The following is a 23,027-nucleotide window of genomic DNA, read 5'->3' on the forward strand; positions in this document are numbered from 1 at the left end:
AAGTTATTGAAGAACGAAATAATCGTAGCGCATCGACACGGTGGTCACGAACGGTTCGGCCTGCTCGATCACCGCCGCACGGCGCTCGGCACTGGCGCGCCAGCCGTGAGGTGTCATCGCCAACAGGTTGGCGCGATCCTCGGGCTTGTCCAGCGTCAGTTTGAATTCCAGCGTTTCGCTGTGGGCCAGCGCCATGCCTCCCGGCACCAGGGCCAGGTGCTTGTCGTCGGTGTACTCACGCACTTCGTCGTACAGGCGTTCGCGCAGTTCCATCAGATGGCCGCTGGTCGGACCGACTTTCATCAGACCGCCGCCGACGCTGAGCAGGCGCTTGGCTTCTTCCCAGTCCAGCGGACTGAAGACACTGGCCAGAAACTGGCAACTGCCGGAGGCCAGCGGCACCCGGGCCATGCTGGCGATCAACCACGTCAGCGCCGGATTACGTTTGCAGGCGCGTTTGACCGCTTCCTTCGAGATATCCAGCGCGTAACCGTCAGCATCGGGCAAAGCCTCGGCGATCTGCGCGGTGTAGTAGCCCTCGCCGCATCCGATATCGACCCAACGGGCCGGCGCATAACTGGCCGCCAGTTCCGCCAGACGCTTGGCCACCGGCGCGTAATGGCCGGCGTTCAGGAAGTCGCGGCGGGCCTCGACCATCGCCTGATTGTCGCCGGGATCGCGGCTGTTCTTGTGCTGCACCGGCAGCAGGTTCAGGTAACCCTGACGCGCACGGTCGAAGCGGTGGCCGGCAGGGCAGACCACACCGTTGTCCACCGCGTTCAGCGGTTCACTGCAGATCGGGCACGCAAGCATCAGGCGAGCAACTTGATCAGGGTCTGGTAGTAGATCTCGGTCAGCACGTCGAGATCGGCCGCCAGCACGCGCTCGTTGACCTGGTGGATAGTCGCGTTGACCGGGCCCAGTTCAACAACCTGCGTGCCCATGGTCGCGATGAAACGGCCATCGGAGGTGCCGCCGCTGGTGGACGCCTTGGTCTCGCGGCCGGTGATCTGCTTGATGCTCGACGACACCGCGTCGAGCAGCGCGCCCGGCTCGGTGAGGAACGGCAGACCAGACAATGCCCAGTCGATGTGCCAGTCCAGACCGTGCTTGTCGAGGATGTCGGCGACGCGCTTCTGCAGGCCTTCGACGGTCGATTCGGTGGAGAAACGGAAGTTGAACAACGCCACCAGATCGCCCGGAATCACGTTGGTCGCGCCGGTGCCGGAATTGACGTTGGAAATCTGGAAACTGGTCGGCGGGAAGAAGTCGTTGCCGTGATCCCAATGCTCGGCGGCCAGCTCGGCCAGGGCCGGGGCAGCGAGGTGAATCGGGTTCTTCGCCAGGTGCGGATAAGCCACGTGGCCCTGCACGCCGCGCACGGTCAGTTTGGCGCCGAGGGACCCGCGACGACCGTTCTTCACCACGTCGCCCACCAGCGTGGTGCTCGACGGTTCGCCGACGATGCACCAGTCCAGACGCTCGTTACGGGCTGCCAGACGCTCGACCACAGCCTTGGTGCCGTGATGCGCCGGGCCTTCTTCGTCGCTGGTGATCAGGAACGCGACCTTGCCCTTGTGATCCGGGTAGTCGGCGACGAAGCGCTCGGCTGCCACAGTCATCGAGGCCAGGCTGCCTTTCATGTCCGCCGCACCACGGCCGCAGAGCATGCCGTGCTCGTCGATCACCGCGTTGAACGGGTCGATCTGCCAGGCGGTCACCGGGCCGGTCGGCACCACGTCGGTGTGGCCGGCGAAGCACAGCACCGGGCCGTCGTTTTTGCCGTGAGTCGCCCAGAAGTTATCCACATCTTCGATGCGCATCGGCTCGAGGGTGAAACCGGCATCGCCCAGGCGCTGCATCATCTGCTTCTGGCAATCGGCGTCGACCGGCGTCACGGACGGACGGCGGATCAGGTCGATGGCAAGTTGGAGGGTCGGCGAAAGGTCGGCGTGGGCCGTCATGGAAAACTCCGGATGCTGTAAATGTGGGAGCGAGCTTGCTCGCGATAACGATGTCCTGTTCAACATAAGTGTTGAATGTGACGGACTCATCGCGAGCAAGCTCGCTCCCACAGGTCTGGTGGCAGGCCATCGGGGCCTTGGCCCTGCAAAATGGCGGTTATCTTAAAGCAAAACGGCGACCATTGGCCGCCGTTTAGTGCTTCGTCGAGGAATTAGACGACAGGTGCCGGTTCAGGCGCGGCCGAAGGTTTCGGCAGCGACGACAGGAACGCCATGATCAGCGCCGCCACATATGGCAGCGACTGCACCAGCAGCATTGCCACCCAGAAGCGCATATCGTTGCTCGGAATGCCCTGCACCAGGAAGATTCCCAGCGCCGCGCCCCACAACAGCAGCATGATGAACAGCTCTTCCCGTGCCTCGGAAATCGCCACCCAGAAGCCGTGGTTGTCGGCGTTTTTCGGGGTGCGGAAGAACGGAATGCTGCTGGTAAAGAAGCCGTACAGCACCGCTTTGGCGATGGTGTGCGACAACGCCAGGCCGGCCAGTGCCGCGCAGAACGCATCCTTGAGGTTCACGCCCACGGCGCGACGGTACAGGAAGATGATCTTGCCGACCTTGAACACGAACAGCGCCAGCGGCGGGATCGCGAAGATCAGCAGCGGCGGATCGACCCGCTGCGGCACGATGATCATCGCCGCCGACCACAACAGCGCGCCGACAGTGAAGAAGATGTTCATGCCGTCCGCCACCCACGGCAGCCAGCCCGCGAGGAAGTGGTAACGCTGGCCGCGAGTCAGCTCGGTGTCCTTGCCGCGCAGCAGGCTGCGGGTGTGACGCTTGATGATCTGGATCGCGCCGTAGGCCCAGCGGAAACGCTGCTTCTTGAAGTCGATGAAGGTGTCCGGCATCAGACCCTTGCCGTAACTGTCGTGGTAATACGCCGCCGACAGGCCTTTCTCGAATACGCGCAGACCGAGTTCGGCGTCTTCACAGATACACCAGTCGGCCCAGCCCAGTTCTTCCAGAACCGAGCGACGGGTCATGGTCATGGTGCCGTGCTGGATGATCGCGTCGCGGTCGTTGCGGGTGACCATACCAATGTGGAAGAAGCCTTTGTATTCGGCGTAGCAGAGCTTCTTGAAGGTGCTTTCGTTCTGGTCGCGGTAGTCCTGCGGCGACTGCACCACAGCGATTTTCGGGTCGGCGAAGTGCGGCACCATGTGCTTGAGCCAGTTCGGGTGCACGCAGTAGTCGGAGTCGATGACTGCGATGACTTCGGCGTCCTTGGCGGTGTGCGGGATCAGGTAATTCAGCGCGCCGCCCTTGAAGCCGGCCAGGGGCGAAACGTGGAAGAACTTGAAGCGCGGGCCGAGGGTTTCGCAGTAGTCGCGCACCGGTTCCCAGACCGCCGGATCCTTGGTGTTGTTGTCGATGATCAGGACTTCGAAGTCCGGATAGTCGAGGTTGGCCAGGGCGTTGAGGGTCTGTTTGACCATCTCCGGCGGCTCGTTGTAGCAGGGCACGTGGATCGAGACTTTCGGGCGGTAGTCCGAGTCGCCGACCACCGGCAGGAATTCACGGCGACGCTTGTGAATCCACACGGCTTCGGCCAGTTCGTGGGCCTCGGTCAGCAACACGATGAACACCCCGAGCGCACCGAGCGCCAGCAGGAAGCCCACTGTCAGGCTGAACCACGTGCTGTATTGCTGGCTGTAGTCGTAACCGATCCACACCAGCACCGAACCGCACAGGAACGCGATAAAGGTCAGGAAGGTACGGCCACGCTGGCGCAGGGCCGAGCCGTCGATCATCAGCAGGGTCAGCGACAACAGCGCCAGCACCACCGAACCGATGGCCAGCACGCGCCATTGCGGGATCGCCACCACCGGGCCTTCGAAGTTGAATTTCTGCTGGCGCGCAGCGTTGAACACGCCCCAGTAAGCGCCGACCGAGCCTTCGTCGCTGGCCTTCCACGGCTGGTCAAACGCTTCGATCACGAAGTAGTTGAAGCCCTGGCGGTTGAGTTTGTTGACCAGCGTGCGCAGGTAGATAGCCTGATCCGCCGGCGACGCATCGGCGCCACCGCGCATGCGGCCGTTGCTCGGCCAGCCCACTTCAGACAGCAGCAGCGGCTTTTTCGGGAACATCTTTTTCAGGTCGCGGGCACGGTCGAAAACGAACTGCCCGGCCTTGTCCACCGGAATGAATTCCCAGTAAGGCAGAACGTGCGCGGCGATCAGGTCGACGTGCTTGGCCAGCTCCGGGTGTTCTTCCCAGACGTGCCACTGTTCGGAGGTGGTCACCGGCACTTTCACCGCAGCACGCACGCGGTCGAGCAGCACGCTGAGTTCTTTGGCGGTGATTTCCTTGCGGAAGATCGCTTCGTTACCGACCACCACGCGAACCACGCTGCGTGAGGTGTTGGCCAGTTCGATGGCGCGGGTGATTTCCCGTTCGTTGCGTTCCTGGTCGGGGCTGATCCAGATCCCCAGGGTCACGCGCAGGCCGAACTCTTCAGCCAGTTTCGGGATGTCTTGCAGGGAACCGTCGACCGAGTAGATGCGGATGTTGTCCGTCAGTTTGCTCATGATCTCCAGGTCGCGGCGCATTTCGTCGTCAGTCGGATACTGATCCTTCTGCGGGAACTGTCCTTGCTGGAACGGTGAATAGGAGAAACCGGAGATCTGCTCCGGCCAGTTCGGCGCAGAGACGGGGCGGTTGATCAGCGCCCAGAAACCGGTGAACAGGGCGGCGATTGCCAGAACCACCACCAGGTTGAGTCCAAATTTACGCGATGACATAGCTGTGTCGGGTTCCAAGGTCTGTGGAACGAAGGGTCGGCTGGTTGACGCCTGAGGGCGCGCATCCTACAACGGCAGTTCGCCGAGTCCTACAACAGACAGGGAAATGCCGGACGTTGGGCAATCCAACCCGACTTAAGTTCTTTCGTTTCAGCATGTAAGGCAAATCTTTGTTACGTGCAGCTTTAATTAAAGCAGGCAGGTTCGCCGTTCATAGCGCAAAGGTGCTCTTGGCCGCCGACGGCCCTATAATGCGCGCCGGTTTTTGGGGTAATGGTCATGAGTACAGAAGATCCGCGGTTTGCAGGCATCGCCCGTTTGTATGGCATTGAAGGGATGGAGCGTCTGCGCGCCGCCCACGTGGCGATTGTCGGCGTTGGCGGCGTCGGTTCCTGGGCGGCGGAAGCCATGGCCCGATGCGGGGTGGGCGAGATTTCGCTGTTCGACCTCGACGATGTCTGCGTCAGCAACGCCAACCGCCAGTTGCATGCGCTGGACAGCACGGTCGGCAAACCCAAGGTCGAGGTGATGGCCGAGCGTCTGCGCGGGATCAACCCGGACTGCAAGGTGCACGCCGTGGCGGACTTCGTCACCCGCGACACCATGGCCGAATACATCACGCCGAACATCGACTGCGTGATCGACTGCATCGATGCGGTCAACGCCAAGGCTGCGCTGATCGCCTGGTGCAAGCGCCGCAAGATCCAGATCATCACCACCGGCGGCGCCGGTGGGCAGATCGATCCGACGCTGATTCAGGTCTGCGACCTCAACCGCACCTTCAACGATCCACTGGCCTCGAAAGTACGCTCGACACTGCGCCGCGATTACGGCTTCTCGCGCACTGTGACCCGTCATTACAGCGTGCCGTGCGTGTTCTCCACCGAACAGCTGCGCTATCCGAAACCGGACGGCAGCATTTGCCTGCAGAAGAGTTTTGTCGGCGACGGCGTGAAGCTGGACTGCGCCGGCGGGTTTGGCGCGGTGATGATGGTGACGGCGACGTTCGGCATGGTCGCGGCGACCAAGGCTGTGGACAAGATTGTCGCGGGCGTCCGGCGCCCGGCGGATCGGGTCAAGCCTCAGGCTTGATGTGGCGCCTTAAGGCCTCTTCGCGAGCAGGCTCGCTCCCACATTGGAATGCATTCACATGTGGGAGCGAGCCTGCTCGCGAAAGCGATTAACCAGCCAGCTCGTTCATCCGCTTGAGCACGGCATTCAGGCCATTGCTGCGCGATGGCGACAGCTGCCGCGACAACCCCAGTTGATTGAACCAGTCCGGCAGATCCACCTGCTGCAATTCTTCAGCATTCAAGCCGTTGACCCGTAACAGCAACAACGCCACCAACCCGCGAATCATCCGCGCATCGCTGCTCGCTGCGAACTGCCAGTGGCCGTCGCGCAACTCACCGACCAGCCACACCTGACTTTCACAGCCGTGCACCCGATTGGCCTCGCACTTGTCCCCATCGCTCAACGGCGGCAGGCGATCACCAAACTGCATCAGCAGCCGCGCCCGTTGTTCCCAACCGACGGCGTTCTGAAAGGTTTGCAGGGCTTCGGCGGCCTCGACCGGCAGGCTCATCGCAACAACTCCAGCGCCTGATCCAGCGCTTCAAAGAAACGCTCGAGATCTTCGGAGTCGTTGTATAGCGCCAGCGACACACGAATCGCTCCGGCCAGTTCGAAACGCTTGAGCAACGGCATCGCGCAGTGGTGACCGGCACGCACGGCGATGCCTTGTTCGGTCAGCAAGTGTGCGAGATCGGCGTTATGCACACCTTCGACGACAAAACTGGCCAGCGCCAGTTGCGGCTTGCCCAGCAGGCGAATGCCATTGCGAGCGGCGAGGCCACGCAACAGGTAATCGTGCAGCGCCGCTTCGTGGGCGGACACGGCGTCCAGATCCAGACCGGCGAGGTAGTCGAGGGTCGCGCCGAGGCCGATCACGCTGGCAATCGGCGGCGTTCCTGCTTCGAAGCCCAGCGGAGCAGGGCGGAAACGGGATTCGTGATAGTTGGCTTCCAGTACCATTTCGCCGCCGAACTGCCACGGCCGCAGTCGCTCGAGCGCTTCGTTGCGCCCGAAGAGCACGCCGAGGCCATCGGGGCCGTACAGCTTGTGGCTGGAAAACACATAAAAGTCGCAACCCAGGGCCTGCACATCATGGCGGCCGTGGACCACGCCTTGGGCGCCATCAACTACCGTCAGCGCGTTTTGCGCCTTGGCCATCGCCAGCAGGGCCGGCAAGGGTTGCCAGGCACCGAGCACGTTGGATAATTGGCTGACCGCCAGCAGACGGGTGCGCGGACCTATCAGGTGAACGGCGGCCGCGAGGTCAATCACGCCGTCATCGTCCAGCGGCAGGATCACCAGTTTCAGGTCGCGACGTTGCGCCAGTTGCTGCCACGGCAGCAGATTGGCGTGATGCTCCAGGGCGCTGATGACAATTTCATCGCCCGGATGGAAAAGATGCTCCAGGCCATAAGCCAGGAGATTCAGCGCACTGGTGGCGCCGTGGGTGAAGATGATCTGCCCGCTGTCACCGGCATTCAGCCACTGGGCGACCTTCAGGCGACTGTCCTCGAACGCTTGCGTGGCGTGAGCGCCGGGCAAGTGCTGCGCACGGTGCACGTTGGCCGCGCCGTTGGCGTAGTAATGCGCCAGTGCGTCGAGCAGGGCCTGGGGTTTTTGCGTGGTGGCGGCGTTGTCCAGATAGGTCTGGTCTTGCCGTTGCAGGGCGGCGATGGCCGGGAAATCGGCGCGCCAGGGGGAGGGAATCATCATGCTTTCGAGCCCTGGTGAACTTGGGCGGGTGTACGCCAAATCCTGTTAGGAGCGAGCAGGCCCGCTCCCACAGAAGGATTACGCGGCGCTTAGTTGTGAGCGTGCAGCGCTTCGTTCAGTTCGATCGCCGATTTGTGGGTCTTGCATTCCACGGCACCGGTTTCCGAATTGCGACGGAACAGCAGGTCGGTCTGACCGGCCAGTTCACGGGCCTTGACCACTTTGACCAGATTGTTGTGCTCGTCCAGCAGCGCCACCTTGGTGCCGGCGGTCACGTACAGACCCGACTCGACGGTGTTGCGGTCGCCCAACGGGATACCGATACCGGCGTTGGCGCCGATCAGGCAGCCTTCGCCGACCTTGATCACGATGTTGCCGCCGCCCGACAGGGTGCCCATGGTCGAGCAGCCGCCGCCCAGGTCCGAACCCTTGCCGACGAATACGCCAGCGGAAACGCGGCCTTCGATCATGCCCGGGCCTTCGGTGCCGGCGTTGAAGTTGATGAAACCTTCGTGCATCACGGTGGTGCCTTCACCCACGTAGGCGCCCAGACGCAGACGTGCAGCGTCAGCGATACGCACGCCGGCCGGTACCACGTAGTCGGTCATTTTCGGGAACTTGTCCACCGAGAACACCTCCAGCAGCTCGCCGCGCAGACGGGCTTCGAGTTGCAGCTCGGCCAGTTCGCTCAGGTCGATGGCGCCCTGGCTGGTCCAGGCAACATTCGGCAGCAGCGGGAAGATCCCGGCCAGGCTCACGCCGTGCGGCTTGACCAGACGATGGGACAGCAGGTGCAGCTTCAGATACGCCTCAGGTGTGGAGGTCAGCTGAGCGTCTTCGGCCAGCAGGGTAGCGACCAGCGGCTTGTGGCTTTCGGCCAGACGGGTCAGCAGCTTGCCTTGTACCGCGTCGATGCCTTTCACGGCTTCAGCCAGTTGTGCGGCTTGTGCAGTGGTGAAGGTGATGGCCTGGTTGCCTTCGGTGTAGCCGAGGATCGGCGCAACAGCGGCGACCAGTTCGGCCGAAGGGTTGAGCAGCGGCTGGGCGTAGAACACTTCCAGCCATGCGCCTTGACGGTTCTGGGTGCCGACGCCGAAGGCGATACTGAACAGAGAGTTGGACATGTGAATACCTCTACAAAAAGTGACGGGCTGCTTACTTGAGCGCGGCCGCGTAGATATCTGGCTTGAAGCCAATCAGGGTTCGGTCACCGAGATCGAGCACCGGGCGCTTGATCATCGAGGGTTGAGCGAGCATCAGTTCGATGGCTTTCGACTGGTCGAGATCGGCTTTGCGTTCGTCGTCGAGCTTGCGAAAGGTCGTGCCTGCGCGGTTCAACACCGTTTGCCAGCCGTGTTCGTCACACCATTGGGTCAGGTGTTCACGGTCGATGCCGGCGGTTTTGTAGTCGTGGAAGTCGTAGCTGACAGCGTGTTCATCGAGCCAGGTGCGCGCCTTCTTCATGGTGTCGCAGGCTTTGATGCCGAAAAGGTGCAACGTTTTGCTTGAAACGGTCAAGGAATCGCCCCCTTTACAGGTTGCCGGAAAGAAAAGGTGACGGATTATGCCACGACCGGACGGTTTCGGCGTCGCCGCTGGCCGGGGTTTGTCCCATTGTCACTGGCCGCCGTCCACCGATGTGCGACATAGGTGCAACGGTCAGCCACAGCCTAAGCGGCTAATATGGCAGTTCAACGCTGTCGATTGTCCGGGATTTCCGCTTTATGCAAACCGCTTATACCGTCCTGATCCTGCTGATGCTGGTCAGCGTTTCGCGTCTGGTCGGACGGGTCATCCCGTTGCCGCTGCCACTGGTGCAGATTGCCGCCGGGGCCTTGCTGGCCTGGCCGACTCTTGGCCTGCATGTGGCGCTCGATCCCGAGCTGTTCCTGTTTCTGTTCCTGCCGCCGCTGTTGTTCTCCGATGGCTGGCGCATGCCCAAGCGCGAATTGTGGCGCCTGCGCGGGCCGGTGCTGACGCTGGCGGTCGGGTTGGTGCTGTTTACCGTGGTCGGGGCTGGCTACTTCATTCACTGGTTGTTGCCGACGATTCCATTGCCTGTGGCGTTCGCGCTGGCGGCGGTGCTGTCGCCGACCGACGCCGTGGCGGTGTCGGCGATTTCGCAGAACCGCTTGCCGACGCCGCTGATGCACATGCTGCAAGGCGAAGCGTTGATGAATGATGCTTCGGGCCTGGTGACCTTCAAGTTCGCCCTGGCGGCGGCGGTTACCGGTGCGTTTTCTTTGGCCAACGCCAGTCTGACGTTCGTGCTGGTGGCGGTTGGCGGGCTGGCGGTCGGTGTTGCGCTGAGCTGGCTGGTGGGCCGCTTGCGCGCATGGATGATCGCCCGGGGCTGGGACGATCCGGCGACCCACGTGGTGTTCATGTTGCTGCTGCCGTTTGCCGCTTACGTGCTGGCCGAACGGCTTGGCGCCTCGGGCATTCTCTCAGCGGTGGCGGCGGGGATGATGCAGAGCTGGCTCGACCTGCTGCCGCGCCAGACCAGCACCCGCTTGCTCAATCGCAGTGTCTGGTCGTTGCTGGAGTTTGCCTTCAATGGTTTGATCTTTCTGCTGCTCGGCCTGCAATTGCCGGACATCATCAAGGCTGTCGTCAGCCACGAAACCTCATTGTGGCCGACCCTGTTCTACCGCTGTCTCGACGTGGTGGCGATATTCCTTGCCTTGGTGCTGCTGCGCTTCATCTGGGTGCAAAGCATCTGGCGTCTGTCCGTGCTGCTGCGCCGTTTGCGCGGCAAGGGTGAATTGACTCAAGTGCCGACCGCCCGATCCTGCTGGCTGTTGACGGTCGGCGGGGTGCGCGGTGCGGTGACCCTGGCGGGCGTGATGTCGGTGCCGATGCTGATGGGCAGCGAGGCCTTTCCCGAACGTGATCTGCTGATCTTCATCGCCGCCGGGGTGATCCTGATGTCGCTGGTGGCAGCCTGCATCGCCTTGCCGTTGCTGCTGCGCGGAATCCAGAAAAGCCCCGACGACAAGCGTCGCCAGGAAGTCCGCGATGCCTGGCGCAAGACCGCTGAAGCGGCGATCCACGCGCTGGAGATCGAAGAGGTCAATCCGCAGGATGCAGCGCAAGCGGCACTGTCGGCAGAGCTCAAGGCGCGGATCATGTCCGAGTATCGCCATCAACTGGAGGTGTTCAACGATTCGGCGGAAGCCCAGGCGCTGGCATTCCAGATGGACCTGCTTGAACGCCGCCTGCGTCTCAAGGCGCTGCGCGCGCAACGCCTTGAGTTATACAGCCTGAGCCGTCAGCACCAGATTGGCGATGACGTGTTGCGTGAGGTGTTGGGCGAGCTGGATCTGAGTGAGGCGAATCTGGGGCAGGTCAAATAGAAAAAACGCTACTTGGGATAGAGCAATCGCATCAGTCGTTTGTCTTTCCTGCTGATCTTGCGGTTGATCGGTACCTCCCAGTTGCCCACCGTCAATGTGTTTGCCACCGGATGATGCATGATCGATTTCCGGTCGTAGGAGGTGTAGATCGCGTCCAGCGTGTCGAAAGACGCGAACAGGTTCCTGTCGACCTGCTCCTCGGTGAGCGGGTTCATTTCGCGGTTTTTGTAAAATTCATACACCTTAGGCTTGTCCCACGGAATATTGGCCCTGGGGTGCTGATGTTCGTGCATCGCGCCCAATGCGTGGCCGAATTCGTGAATCACGATTACCTCAAAGTCTTCGTGTTCCGGCTTCACTCCAAGATTCATGGTGGGGTGGTCGGGGTGAATCAATAAAGCGTCGGTGCCCAGCATCGAACTGTTGTTATTGTTTTTTGTTGCAATCCGGATGTCGCCTTTCAAGTCGTCGACAAATTCAAACTTCAGGTTGATGTACGGCAGCCATTGGCTGGCGGCGGCAATTATCTTGTTCTTGTGGTCGATCTCGGGTGCGTCCATGAAAGCCACTTTCAAGGTTCGGCCATTAGCCCATAACTTTGAATAATTAAGAATTGAGCGTTTGCGTCGAGTGCCGGTAGTTTTACCGACATTGGCGGGGTTTTCATTGATGGCTGCCGTATAAGCGGCTTGATCATCGGGCCATTGAATGAGTTGGCAATCCAGCAGATCGTTCATTTGCACTTCTTCCTTGAAGTTTAAGTTTTGAGTTTGTTTGTGCGCAGGGACAGGCGCGGCTCAAGACTAACGTCTGGCCGGAAGGCAGGTGAGATAAATAGTTGGAGGATCTGTAACCCGATGTATGAGGCGCCCGTGCCGGATTGCCCGGCACGGGCGTTCAGGCGTTACTTGTGGCGCAGGACGAAATCGCGGACGCGTTCGGCCGCTTCGACGCATTCAGCCAGCGGCGCAACCAGTGCCATGCGCACGCGGCCGGCCCCCGGGTTGACGCCATCGACATCCCGGGACAGGTACGAGCCCGGCACCACGGTCACGTGCTCTTCGGCAAACAGATCCCGGCAGAACGCGGCGTCGTCACCTTGCACGTTCGGCCACAGGTAGAAGCTGCCATCCGGACGCTGCACATCCATCACTGGGCTCAGGATGGCCAGCACGGCGTCGAACTTCTCGCGATACAGCGCACGGTTGGCGCGCACATGCACTTCATCGTTCCACGCGGCAACGCTGGCCAGTTGTGTCTGAACCGGCATCGCGCAGCCGTGGTAGGTGCGGTACAGCAGGAAGCCCTTGAGGATGTCGGCATCACCGGCAACGAAGCCGGAACGCAGGCCCGGCAGGTTCGAGCGCTTGGACAGACTGTGGAACACCACGCAACGCTTGAAGTCCTTGCGACCCAGTTCGGCGCAGGCGCTGAGCAGGCCTGGCGGTGGCGTCTGTTCGTCGAAGTACAGCTCGCTGTAGCACTCATCGGCGGCGATCACGAAGTCGTACTCGTCGGCCAGGGCGATCAGTTTTTTCAGCACGTCGACCGGAATCAGCGCGCCGGTCGGGTTGCCCGGCGAGCACAGGAACAGGATCTGGCAGCGCTTCCAGATGTCCGGCGATACCGCGTCGAAGTCCGGGTTGAAGCCGTTTTCATCCAGGCATGGCAGGTAGTGCGGCTTGGCGCCGGCGAGGAACGCCGCGCCTTCGTAGATCTGATAGAACGGGTTCGGGCTGACCACCAGTGCGTCGTCGCCACGGTTGACCACGGTCTGGGTAAACGCGAACAGTGCTTCGCGGGTGCCGTTGACCGGCAGCACGTTGCGCGCCGGATCGATCCAGCCGCTCGGCACGTTGAAACGACGCTCGCACCAGGCGGCGATGGCTTCGCGAAGGGCAGGGATGCCGAGAGTGGTCGGGTACACCGCCATCTGATCCAGATTGTTGGCCAGCGCTTCGGCGACAAAGCTTGGCGAACGGTGTTTCGGTTCGCCGATGGACAGCGCAATCGGGCGCTTGTCCGGGTTCGGCGTGACGCTGCCGAGCAGGGCGCGGAGCTTTTCGAACGGGTAGGGCTGCAACTGGGTCAGAGCGTTGTTCATCGGTGCGGGTTCTCGTGCAAAGCGATTTAATCGGGGCGCTCAGTCAGATGCTGATGCGCGACAGTTTGATATCGGGTTCCTGATTGACGCTGAGCTGCTCGACAATGGCATCCTGCAAACGGCTGCACAGCAGCGGATCGGACAGCGGCTGATTGTGGGCGTCGGTGATGAAGAACACGTCTTCCACCCGCTCGCCCAGGGTGGCGATCTTGGCGTTCTGCAGCGACAGATCGAACTCCAGGAAAATCCCGCCGATCCGTGCCAGCAGGCCGGGCCGGTCGGGTGCGGTGAGCTCCAGAACCGTTACCGGACGCTGGGCGTCGTTGTGGATCGTCACCTGTGGTGCGAACGCAAAGTGTTTGAGCTGGCGCGGCACTCGACGCTGGATGATGGTCGGGTAGTCGTCCGGGTTGCGCAGGGCTTCGGTCAGACCGTCGCGGATCTGCTTGATCCGCAGCGGATTGTCGCCGATCGAATCGCCGTCGGTGTCGAGCACGATATAGGTGTCGAGGGTGAACTGGCTGCTGGACGTGATGACCCGGGCGTCGTGAATGTTCAGGTTGAGCTGGTCCATCGCGGCCACGGTCACGGCGAAGAAATCATGCTGGTCCGGGGCATAGATGAAGATCTGCGTGCCGCCTTCGAATTCGCGCTGGGTGGTTTCCTTGATCAGCACCAGCGGGCCGCCGTCGGCCGGCTGCTGGAGAATCGCATCACTGTGCCAGGCCACGTCGCCAGCGGTGTGGCGAAGGAAGTAGTCATCGCCCAGTTGCGCCCACAATTGCTCGACGTCGTCCGGATCGGTGCCACCGCGCACCAGAATGTCCAGCGCTGCACTCTGGGTCTGGCGGATCTGTTCTTCGCGGTCCACCGGGTTTTCCAGGCCGCGACGCAGGGCGCGCTTGGTCTCGGTGTAGAGCTGGCGCAGCAGGCTGGCGCGCCAGGAGTTCCACAGGGTCGGGTTGGTTGCGTTGATGTCGGCCACGGTCAGCACGTACAGGTAGTCGAGGCGGGTTTCGTCGCCGACGATCTGGGCAAAGTCATGGATTACCTGCGGGTCGGACAAGTCCTTGCGCTGGGCGGTGGTCGACATCACCAGATGGTTCTGCACCAGCCAGACGATCAGGCGGCTGTCCCACACCGGCAGTTGATGGCGCTGGCAGAACGCCTCGGCATCCACCGCGCCGATATCCGAGTGGTCGCCGTGCCGGCCCTTGCCGATGTCGTGATACAGGCCCGCCATATAGATCAGTTCGGGTTTCGGCAGCTTGGCCATGAGCTTGGCGGCCAGCGGGAATTTTTCCGACACCTGCGAGTACTGTAACTTGCGCAGGTGTTTGATCAGGTTCAGCGTGTGGGCATCGACCGTATAGATGTGGAACAGGTCGTGCTGCATCTGTCCGACGATGAAACCGAATTCCGGCAGGTAGCGCCCGAGAATGCCGTAGCGGTTCATTCGTCGCAGGTTGCGGTGGATGCCGATCTTGCACTTGAACAGTTCGATGAACAGGCTGGTGTTGCGGATGTCGTTGCGGAAGTTGTCGTCGATCAGGTGACGGTTTTCCCGCAGCAGGCGAATGGTGTCGGCGCGTACGCCTTTGATTTCCGGCTGCTGGGCCATCAGTACGAAGATCTCGAGCATGGCGAACGGCGTGCGGCGGAACACATTGTCGTTGCGGGCTTCGATATAACCGTCGTGCAGCTGGAAGCGCGAGTTGATCGGTTGCGGGGGCGCTTCGTCTTCCGGGGCGAGGATGACTTCCTCGAAGTGCTGGATGATCAGGTCGCTGAGCTGGGCGATGCTCATCACCACGCGGAAGTACTGCTGCATGAAGTTTTCGACGGCCTGCTTGGCGTCGTCACCTTCAAAACCCAGCAGCCCCGCGATGGTGCGCTGGTGATCGAACAGCAGGCGGTCTTCGGAGCGGCCGGCCAGCATGTGCAACGCGTAGCGCACTTTCCACAGGAACTCCTGGGATGACGCCAGCAGGGCGTTTTCGCTCTCGACCAGAAAGCCTTCGCCGGCCAGGGCGCGCAGGTTCAGGGTGCCGTACTGGCGACGGGCGACCCACAAAATCGTCTGAATATCCCGTAGTCCGCCGGGCGAGCCTTTGACGTTGGGCTCCAGGTTGTATTCGGTGTCGTTGTACTTATGGTGGCGGGCCTTCTGCTCGGAGCGTTTTGCCAGGAAGAATTCCTTGCTCGGCCACATGTGGGCGGTGCTGGTGACATCGAGCATGCGCTGGCGCAAACGCTCGGGACCGCAGATGGTGCGGCTTTCCATCAGGTTGGTAACCACCGTCAGGTCGGCGCGGGCCTCTTCGGCACATTCATCCACCGAGCGAACGCTCTGGCCGACCTCCAGGCCGATGTCCCACAACAGCGTCAGAAAACGCTCGATGGAATCACGGAAAATTTCGTGGTCGGCGCTGTCCAGCAGGATCAGCAGGTCGATATCGGAATAGGGGTGCAACTCACCGCGACCGTAGCCGCCGACCGCGACCAGCGCGATGTCGGCGTCTTCGCTCCAGTTGAACTGGTCCCAGGCCTTTTGCAGGATGTTGTCGACGAACCAGGCGCGATCCTCGATCAGTCGCCGGATGTCGCGGCCGCTGCGAAAGCGTGCATCGAGCACTTCGCGGGCCTGGCGGATCGCCTTCTTGAACGCGGCGATGGGACTCGCTTTCAGGGCCAGTTCAGCCTGGAACTGGCCGCGGTCGAAGAGTTCGGGATCCACCTGCGGCATCGATTGGCTTTCCTTCTATAGGCTGGGAACGGTGTCTGGATCAGGCCGAGATGCGCGGGATGGTGTCGTCGCTGCGCAGGGTGAAGATCTCGTAGCCGGTGTCGGTGACAAGCAAAGTATGTTCCCACTGTGCCGACAGCTTGCGGTCCTTGGTGATCGCGGTCCAGCCGTCGCCCAGTACCTTGGTGTCGGCCTTGCCCTGGTTGATCATCGGTTCGATGGTGAAGGTCATGCCGGCCTTCAGTTCCATTCCGGTGCCGGCGCGGCCGTAGTGCAGGATCTGCGGCTCTTCGTGGAACACCTTGCCGATGCCGTGACCGCAGAATTCGCGCACCACGGAGAAACCGTTCTTTTCAGCGTGCTTCTGGATGATCTCGCCGATGTCGCCGAGACGGCAGCCGGGTTTGACGATCTCGATCGCCTTGTACATGCATTCCTGGGTGACCTGGGACAGACGCTCGGCCCAGACCGGCACGGTGCCGACGTGGAACATGCGGCTGGTGTCGCCGTGGTAGCCGTCCTTGATCACCGTGACGTCGATGTTCAGGGTGTCGCCGTTTTTCAGCGGCTTGTCGTTCGGGATGCCGTGGCAGACCACGTGGTTGATCGAGGTGCAGATCGACTTCGGGTAGCCCTTGTAGTTGAGCGGGGCAGGGATGGCTTTCTGCACGTCGACGATATAGTCGTGGCAGATCTGGTTCAGCTCATCGGTGGTTACGCCCGGCTTGACGTGTTCGGCAATCATTTCCAGCACATCGGCGGCCAGTTTGCCGGCGACACGCATGCCAGCGATGTCCTCGGGAGTTTTGAGGGTGACGGTCATACAGGCTCTCTCTGCGCTCGGCGGCGCTTGCTGATACGGACAGGGCGGCGGTTTTCGCCAGATGGCCCTGAAAAACGCGATTCTAACAGACCAAAGGCGCAAATCCGCGCCGGCGTGCATCGCTTCTCTCTATACAATAGTGCGCGCAAGGCCGATTCCAAGGGGCCGGCATCCATGTCCCTGAAGGGATTAAAGATTCCGGGTTCCGTTTGCAGCCTTGCTGTGGTATAAAATGCGCCGCTTTCCGGGGATAGCTCCGGGAGCATTAACCCACACACGTGTCGACACGATGGCCTGGGTGCCTTTGATCCTCGGATCAGGGGTTGGTCATTGGGATACGTGGAGGCCCAACCCGACTTATCAAGGAACTATCATGTCCCAAGTCAATATGCGCGATATGCTGAAGGCCGGTGTGCACTTCGGTCACCAAACCCGTTACTGGAATCCGAAAATGGGTAAATACATTTTCGGCGCGCGTAACAAGATTCACATCATCAACCTTGAAAAAACCCTGCCAATGTTCAACGAAGCTCTGACTTTCGTAGAGCGTCTGGCCCAGGGCAAAAACAAGATTCTGTTCGTCGGCACCAAGCGTTCCGCTGGCAAGATCGTTGCTGAAGAAGCAGCACGTTGCGGTTCGCCGTACGTCGATCACCGCTGGTTGGGCGGCATGCTGACCAACTTCAAGACCATCCGTGCTTCCATCAAGCGTCTGCGTGACCTTGAAGTACAAGCCGAAGACGGTACTTTCGCCAAGCTGACCAAGAAAGAAGCGCTGATGCGCTCCCGTGATCTTGAGAAGCTGGATCGCTCCCTGGGCGGCATCAAGGACATGGGCGGTCTGCCAGACGCACTGTTCGTGATCGACGTTGACCACGAGCGCATCGCGATCACTGAAGCCAACAAGCTGGGCATCCCGGTCATCGGCGTTGTCGATACCAACAGCAGCCCGGAAGGCGTTGACTACATCATCCCAGGCAACGATGACGCAATCCGCGCTATCCAGCTGTACATGGGTTCGATGGCTGACGCAGTTATCCGTGGTCGCAACAATGTTGCTGGCGGTACTGTTGAATTCGCAGCTGAAGAAACTCAGGCTGCAGCTGAGTAATTGACGCCCTGGCGTTGACTCAGTAAGCAAAAAGGGGGCTTGGCCCCCTTTTTGCCACCTCGAAAACCATCTGTCGGCAGCGCAGCTACAGCATCTGTAACGTGCAGCGGCTACAAGGTGGTTCGGGAAGAATTGAACGCCCGTTCGATCGGGTGGAATGGTTGAAAACCTATCCAAGAGGAATTTGAAAATGGCAGCAATTACTGCAGCGTTGGTCAAAGAACTGCGCGAGCGTACCGGCGAAGGCATGATGGATTGCAAGAAAGCCCTGGAAAAGGCTGGCGGCGACATCGAAAAAGCCATTGATGACATGCGTGCTTCGGGCGCGATCAAGGCTGCCAAGAAAGCCGGCAACGTTGCCGCTGAAGGCGCTATCGCTGTCAAGGCTGACGGCAAGTCCGCCGTTCTGCTGGAAGTGAACTCGCAGACCGACTTCCTGGCCCTGCAGGACGACTTCAAGAACTTCGTCAGCGAAAGCCTCGAAGAAGCCTTCGCTCAGAAGCTGACCGACGCGGCTCCGCTGATCGCTTCGCGTGAAGCTGCTCGTGAAGCTCTGGTTGCCAAGTGTGGCGAAAACGTCAACATCCGTCGTCTGGCGCGTGTTGAGGGTGACGTTGTAGGCGCTTACCTGCACGGCAACAAGATTGGTGCAGTGGTTGTTCTGAAGGGCGGCGACGTCGACCTGGCCAAGAACATCGCCATGCACGTTGCAGCTTCGAACCCGGAGTTCCTGGACGCGTCGGAAATCTCCGCCGAGGCCATCGAGCGCGAGAAGAACGTATTCCTGCAGCTGAATGCCGACAAGATCGCCGGCAAGCCGGAAAACATCGTTGAGAACATGATCAACGGTCGTATCACCAAGTTCAAAGCCGAAGCTTCGCTGAAAGAGCAAGCCTTTGTCATGAACCCTGAAGTCAAGGTTGGCGAGCTGGCCAAGAAAGCCGGTGCCGAAATCGTTTCCTTCACCTACTTCAAAGTAGGCGAAGGCATCGAGAAGCCAGTTGATGACTTCGCTGCCGAAGTTGCCGCTCAAGTGGCTGCCGCCAAGCAGTAAGACGGTTTTTCAACTGTCGCCCGAAAGAGGCTGCCCGCTAACGCGCGCAGCCTCTTTTCAGATAGGGTTACCAATTTTTAATTGGTTTCCCCTTGGAACTGACTTACAAAGCCATGTTCCGATGGCGCTGAAGCAGCGCCACGCTAGAGTGAACGCAGCTGCAAACAGCTCGCAAAGAATTTTTAAATACGCCGCAGGAGAGATTCGCAATGGCTCAGCAGGGCAGTGGTTATCAGGCTCGCTATAAACGCATTCTACTCAAGCTTAGCGGCGAGGCCCTGATGGGCTCGGAAGAGTTCGGGATCGATCCGAAAGTGCTGGATCGCATGGCGCTGGAAGTCGGCCAGCTGGTCGGCATCGGCGTTCAGGTCGGTCTGGTGATCGGCGGCGGCAACCTGTTCCGCGGTGAAGCGCTGAGCAAGGCCGGCATGGATCGGGTCACCGGCGACCACATGGGCATGCTGGCCACTGTGATGAACGCCCTGGCCATGCGCGATGCGCTGGAACGTGCCAATATCTCGGCCATCGTGATGTCGGCCATTTCCATGGTCGGTGTGACCGATCACTATGATCGTCGCAAGGCCATGCGCCACCTGAACTCCAAGGACGTGGTGATTTTCGCGGCCGGTACCGGCAATCCGTTCTTTACCACGGATTCGGCAGCCTGCCTGCGTGCCATCGAGATCGACGCGGACGTCGTACTCAAGGCAACCAAGGTCGATGGCGTCTACACCGCCGACCCGTTCAAAGACCCGCATGCCGAGAAGTTCGATCATCTGACTTACGATGAAGTACTGGATCGCAAGCTGGGCGTAATGGATCTGACGGCCATCTGCCTGTGCCGCGACCACAAGATGCCATTGCGCGTATTCAACATGAACAAGCCCGGCGCCCTGCTGAACATCGTGCACGGCGGCGCTGAAGGAACCCTGATCGAGGAAGTTCAACAATGATCAACGAAATCAAGAAAGACGCCCAAGAGCGCATGAAGAAATCGATCGAGTCGCTGAGTCATGCATTCGGCCAGATTCGTACCGGCAAGGCTCACCCAAGCATTCTGGGTAGCGTGATGGTGCCTTACTACGGTGCTGATACCCCTTTGAGTGGTGTCGCGAACGTTACGGTGAAAGACTCCCGGACCCTGCAGGTCGTGCCGTTCGAGCGCAACATGCTCACGGCGGTCGACAAGGCGATCATGAACGCCGGTCTGAACCTCAATCCGACCAACCTTGGCGAGCTGCTGCTGGTTTCCATGCCGGCGCTGACCGAAGAAACCCGTAAGGGCTTCACCAAGCAGGCGCGCGCAGCGGCTGAAGATGCTCGCGTTGCCGTGCGCAACATTCGCCGCGATGCGCTGGGCGACTTGAAGAAGCTGGTCAAGGACAAGGAAATCAGCGAAGACGAAGAGCGCCGTGCGGCGGCTGATATCCAGAAGCTGACCGACAAGGCTGAAGCCGATATCGACGCGGCTACCAAGGAAAAAGAAGCGGATCTGATGGCCGTATAAGGGTCGAGCTTTAAATGGAAAAGACCAAGCAGACTGCGCCGTCCGCGGTGCCGCGCCATGTCGCGATCATCATGGATGGCAACAATCGCTGGGCGAAAAAACGCTTTATGCCGGGTGTTGCCGGGCATAAAGCGGGTGTAGATGCTGTGCGGGCGGTGATCGAGGTGTGTGCCGAGGCCGGTGTCGAGGTGTTGACGCTGTTCGCCTTCTCCAGTGAGAACTGGCAGCGCCCGGCCGATGAGGTCAGTGCCCTGATGGATCTGTTCTTCAAGGCGTTGCGTCGTGAGGCCAAGCGCCTCAATGACAACAACATCAGCCTGCGCATCATTGGTGACCGTTCGCGTTTCCATCCTGAGCTTCAGGCGGCCATGCGTGAAGCTGAAGCGATGACTGCGGGTGCCAATCGCTTCATCCTGCAAATTGCCGCCAACTACGGCGGTCAGTGGGATATCGCGCAAGCTGCGCAGCGCCTGGCTCGTGAAGTTCAGGCCGGGCACCTGCGGCCGGAAGACATCACCCCGGGTCTGCTGCAAACCTGTCTGGCAACCGGCGACCTGCCATTGCCGGACTTGTGCATCCGTACGGGCGGCGAGCACCGCATCAGCAACTTCCTGCTGTGGCAACTGGCCTATGCCGAGTTGTACTTCTCCGACCTGTTCTGGCCGGACTTCAAACACGATGCCATGCGTAATGCACTGGCCGATTTCGCTTCGCGTCAGCGTCGCTTCGGTAAAACGAGCGAGCAGATCGAAGCTGGAGCCCGGGTTTAATGCTTAAACAACGAATCATCACTGCGCTGATCCTGCTGCCGATCGCCCTGGGCGGGTTTTTCCTGCTCGAGGGTTCCGGTTTTGCGCTGTTCATCGGCCTGGTGGTCAGTCTGGGTGCATGGGAATGGGCGCGCCTGGCCGGTTTCACTGCGCAATCGTTTCGCGTTGGTTATGCGGCAGTCGTCGCGCTGATGCTGTTCGTCATGTACATCCTGCCGGGGCTGGCGCCCTGGGTGCTCGGTGCTTCGGTGATCTGGTGGGCAGTAGCGACCTGGCTGGTGCTGACCTATCCGCGCTCCAGCGAGCGCTGGGCCAGTGCCGCCAGCAAGCTGGTGATCGGTCTGCTGATCCTCCTGCCGGCCTGGCAAGGGCTGGTTCAGATCAAGCAATATCCGCTGGGTAACTGGCTGATCATGGCGGTGATGGTGCTGGTCTGGGGCGCCGATATCGGTGCCTACTTTTCCGGTCGTGCATTCGGCAAGCGCAAGCTGGCCCCGCAAGTCAGTCCGGGCAAAAGCTGGGAAGGTGTGTATGGCGGTCTGGCGCTGAGTCTCGTTATCACCACATTGGTCGCTCTGTTTCGTGACTGGACAGTGGCGCAATTGTTCAAAGGCCTGATTGGTGCTGCGCTGATCGTGTTCATCTCGGTGGTGGGCGATCTGACTGAAAGCATGTTCAAGCGTCAGTCCGGTATCAAGGACAGCAGCAATCTGCTGCCGGGTCATGGCGGCATACTGGATCGCATTGACAGCCTGACGGCTGCGATCCCGGTATTCGCCGTGCTGTTGTGGATGGCTGCACCGTGAGCCGGCCGCAACAGATTACCGTTCTGGGGGCAACCGGCTCGATCGGTCTGAGCACTCTGGATGTCATCGCTCGTCACCCTGACCGTTATAAGGTGTTTGCGCTCAGTGGCTTTACGCGTCTGAGCGAGCTGTTTGCCTTGTGCGTACGCCATGTGCCGCAGTTTGCTGTGGTGCCGGAAGTCGCGGCAGCCCGTGGTTTGCAAGACGATTTGCGTGCTGCCGGCCTGTCGACCCGGGTGCTGGTAGGTGAGGAGGGTTTGTGTCAGGTTGCAGCAGCCCCTGAGGTGGATGCCGTGATGGCGGCCATCGTCGGCGCCGCCGGTCTGCGCCCGACCCTCGCCGCTGTCGAGGCGGGCAAGAAAATTCTCCTGGCGAACAAGGAGGCGCTGGTCATGTCCGGCGCCTTGTTCATGGAGGCTGTGCGCAAGAGCGGTTCGGTCCTGCTGCCCATCGACAGTGAGCACAACGCGATTTTCCAGTGCATGCCGCAGGATTTCGCTCGTGGATTGAGCAATGTCGGCGTGCGTCGGATTTTGCTGACGGCCTCGGGTGGTCCTTTCCGGCAGACGCCGATGACCGAACTGGCGCATGTTTCTCCTGATCAGGCCTGTGCCCATCCTAACTGGTCCATGGGTCGCAAGATTTCCGTGGATTCGGCCAGCATGATGAACAAGGGGCTTGAGCTGATCGAAGCCTGCTGGCTGTTCGATGCCCGGCCGTCACAAGTCGAAGTGGTGATTCATCCACAGAGCGTGATTCACTCTCTGGTCGACTACGTAGATGGCTCGGTACTGGCGCAGCTGGGTAACCCCGACATGCGTACGCCGATCGCCAATGCGCTGGCCTGGCCTGAACGCATTGATTCTGGCGTGGCGCCACTGGACCTGTTTGCCATCGCGCGCCTGGACTTCGAGGCGCCCGATGAGGAACGCTTCCCGTGTCTGCGGCTTGCCCGTCAGGCCGCCGAGGCCGGCAACAGTGCACCTGCCATGCTCAATGCCGCGAATGAAGTCGCGGTGGCGGCGTTTCTCGACGGGCGGGTTCGCTATCTCGAAATCGCGAGTATCATCGAGGAAGTGTTGAACCTCGAGCCGGTGGTTGCTCTGAATGATCTCGATGCGGTGTTCACGGCGGACGCGGCAGCACGTGCGCTCGCCGGGCAGTGGCTGACTCGCCACGGTCGATAGACCCTGCG

20 protein-coding genes are annotated in these 23,027 nt (G+C 60.8%); 9 read left to right on the plus strand and 11 right to left on the minus strand.

Translation table 11 applies throughout. The annotated features are described in order from the left end of the window. Positions 1-3: 3 nt before the first annotated feature. The 3 genes from M5B98_RS24930 to M5B98_RS24940 form a co-directional block, all read right to left on the minus strand. Positions 4-813 (minus strand): putative RNA methyltransferase, encoded by an 810-nt coding sequence (locus M5B98_RS24930; protein WP_248744294.1) that lies wholly within the window; start codon positions 811-813, stop codon positions 4-6. After that, positions 813-1,964: a succinyl-diaminopimelate desuccinylase gene (gene dapE, locus M5B98_RS24935; RefSeq protein ID WP_114881565.1), complete on the minus strand. Its 1,152-nt coding sequence runs from the start codon at positions 1,962-1,964 to the stop codon at positions 813-815. The genes M5B98_RS24930 and dapE overlap by 1 nt, the downstream gene beginning before the upstream one ends. A 212-nt stretch (positions 1,965-2,176) precedes the next feature. After that, the gene (locus M5B98_RS24940; protein ID WP_085729797.1) at positions 2,177-4,768 is read right to left on the minus strand and encodes a glycosyltransferase; all 2,592 of its coding nucleotides are present in this window, start codon (positions 4,766-4,768) and stop codon (positions 2,177-2,179) included. Between the two features lie 273 nt (positions 4,769-5,041). On the opposite strand from M5B98_RS24940, the gene tcdA reads away from it, so the two are divergent. Further along, positions 5,042-5,860: a tRNA cyclic N6-threonylcarbamoyladenosine(37) synthase TcdA gene (tcdA, locus tag M5B98_RS24945; RefSeq protein WP_085702578.1), complete on the plus strand. Its 819-nt coding sequence runs from the start codon at positions 5,042-5,044 to the stop codon at positions 5,858-5,860. An 88-nt stretch (positions 5,861-5,948) separates the two neighbouring features. Here the strand turns inward: tcdA and M5B98_RS24950 are convergent, their stop codons facing one another. The 4 genes from M5B98_RS24950 to M5B98_RS24965 form a co-directional block, all read right to left on the minus strand. Continuing rightward, positions 5,949-6,353, minus strand: coding sequence for a SufE family protein (locus M5B98_RS24950; protein ID WP_248744295.1), 405 nt, complete (start codon positions 6,351-6,353; stop codon positions 5,949-5,951). Then, positions 6,350-7,555 carry an aminotransferase class V-fold PLP-dependent enzyme gene (locus M5B98_RS24955; protein WP_248744296.1) on the minus strand — a complete coding sequence of 402 codons (1,206 nt, stop codon included), beginning with the start codon at positions 7,553-7,555 and terminating at the stop codon, positions 6,350-6,352. Before M5B98_RS24955 ends, M5B98_RS24950 begins: the two co-directional genes overlap by 4 nt. Before the next feature lie 89 nt (positions 7,556-7,644). After that, a complete protein-coding gene (gene dapD, locus M5B98_RS24960; protein WP_007954762.1) occupies positions 7,645-8,679 on the minus strand; it encodes a 2,3,4,5-tetrahydropyridine-2,6-dicarboxylate N-succinyltransferase in 1,035 nt (344 codons plus the stop codon). A 31-nt stretch (positions 8,680-8,710) separates the two neighbouring features. Further along, a complete protein-coding gene (locus tag M5B98_RS24965) occupies positions 8,711-9,019 on the minus strand; it encodes an arsenate reductase (RefSeq protein WP_042607053.1) in 309 nt (102 codons plus the stop codon). A gap of 260 nt (positions 9,020-9,279) precedes the next feature. Here M5B98_RS24965 and M5B98_RS24970 point away from each other — a divergent pair, with 260 nt between their 5' ends. After that, a complete protein-coding gene (locus M5B98_RS24970) occupies positions 9,280-10,911 on the plus strand; it encodes a Na+/H+ antiporter (protein WP_134825636.1) in 1,632 nt (543 codons plus the stop codon). A gap of 8 nt (positions 10,912-10,919) precedes the next feature. Here the strand turns inward: M5B98_RS24970 and M5B98_RS24975 are convergent, their stop codons facing one another. The 4 genes from M5B98_RS24975 to map form a co-directional block, all read right to left on the minus strand. Then, complete coding sequence (locus M5B98_RS24975; RefSeq protein ID WP_248744297.1) at positions 10,920-11,648, minus strand: M12 family metallopeptidase; 729 nt, start codon at positions 11,646-11,648, stop codon at positions 10,920-10,922. Positions 11,649-11,815: 167 nt separating this feature from the next. Further along, positions 11,816-13,015 (minus strand): succinyldiaminopimelate transaminase, encoded by a 1,200-nt coding sequence (gene dapC, locus M5B98_RS24980; RefSeq protein WP_248744298.1) that lies wholly within the window; start codon positions 13,013-13,015, stop codon positions 11,816-11,818. A 43-nt stretch (positions 13,016-13,058) separates the two neighbouring features. After that, positions 13,059-15,761: a [protein-PII] uridylyltransferase gene (locus M5B98_RS24985; RefSeq protein ID WP_085712837.1), complete on the minus strand. Its 2,703-nt coding sequence runs from the start codon at positions 15,759-15,761 to the stop codon at positions 13,059-13,061. A 40-nt stretch (positions 15,762-15,801) separates the two neighbouring features. Then, the gene (gene map / locus M5B98_RS24990) at positions 15,802-16,584 is read right to left on the minus strand and encodes a type I methionyl aminopeptidase (protein ID WP_011332681.1); all 783 of its coding nucleotides are present in this window, start codon (positions 16,582-16,584) and stop codon (positions 15,802-15,804) included. A gap of 373 nt (positions 16,585-16,957) precedes the next feature. Between map and rpsB the strand changes: the two genes are divergently transcribed. From rpsB to ispC, 7 genes are all read left to right on the plus strand, one after another. Further along, positions 16,958-17,695 (plus strand): 30S ribosomal protein S2, encoded by a 738-nt coding sequence (gene rpsB, locus M5B98_RS24995; protein WP_003222119.1) that lies wholly within the window; start codon positions 16,958-16,960, stop codon positions 17,693-17,695. A gap of 190 nt (positions 17,696-17,885) precedes the next feature. Continuing rightward, positions 17,886-18,749, plus strand: coding sequence for a translation elongation factor Ts (tsf, locus tag M5B98_RS25000; protein WP_085712838.1), 864 nt, complete (start codon positions 17,886-17,888; stop codon positions 18,747-18,749). Positions 18,750-18,958: 209 nt separating this feature from the next. Then, complete coding sequence (gene pyrH / locus M5B98_RS25005; protein WP_011332683.1) at positions 18,959-19,702, plus strand: UMP kinase; 744 nt, start codon at positions 18,959-18,961, stop codon at positions 19,700-19,702. Next, positions 19,699-20,256 (plus strand): ribosome recycling factor, encoded by a 558-nt coding sequence (frr, locus tag M5B98_RS25010; protein ID WP_085688727.1) that lies wholly within the window; start codon positions 19,699-19,701, stop codon positions 20,254-20,256. The genes pyrH and frr overlap by 4 nt, the downstream gene beginning before the upstream one ends. Positions 20,257-20,270: 14 nt before the next feature. Further along, positions 20,271-21,026, plus strand: a complete 756-nt coding sequence (gene uppS, locus M5B98_RS25015) for a polyprenyl diphosphate synthase (RefSeq protein WP_248744299.1) — start codon at positions 20,271-20,273, stop codon at positions 21,024-21,026. Further along, the gene (locus M5B98_RS25020; RefSeq protein ID WP_085712840.1) at positions 21,026-21,832 is read left to right on the plus strand and encodes a phosphatidate cytidylyltransferase; all 807 of its coding nucleotides are present in this window, start codon (positions 21,026-21,028) and stop codon (positions 21,830-21,832) included. The genes uppS and M5B98_RS25020 overlap by 1 nt, the downstream gene beginning before the upstream one ends. Further along, positions 21,829-23,019, plus strand: a complete 1,191-nt coding sequence (ispC, locus tag M5B98_RS25025) for a 1-deoxy-D-xylulose-5-phosphate reductoisomerase (RefSeq protein WP_248744300.1) — start codon at positions 21,829-21,831, stop codon at positions 23,017-23,019. Before M5B98_RS25020 ends, ispC begins: the two co-directional genes overlap by 4 nt. The last annotated feature ends 8 nt before the right edge of the window (positions 23,020-23,027 follow it).

The organism is Pseudomonas sp. MWU12-3088, from assembly GCF_023242405.1.
Lineage (GTDB): Bacteria > Pseudomonadota > Gammaproteobacteria > Pseudomonadales > Pseudomonadaceae > Aquipseudomonas > Aquipseudomonas kribbensis.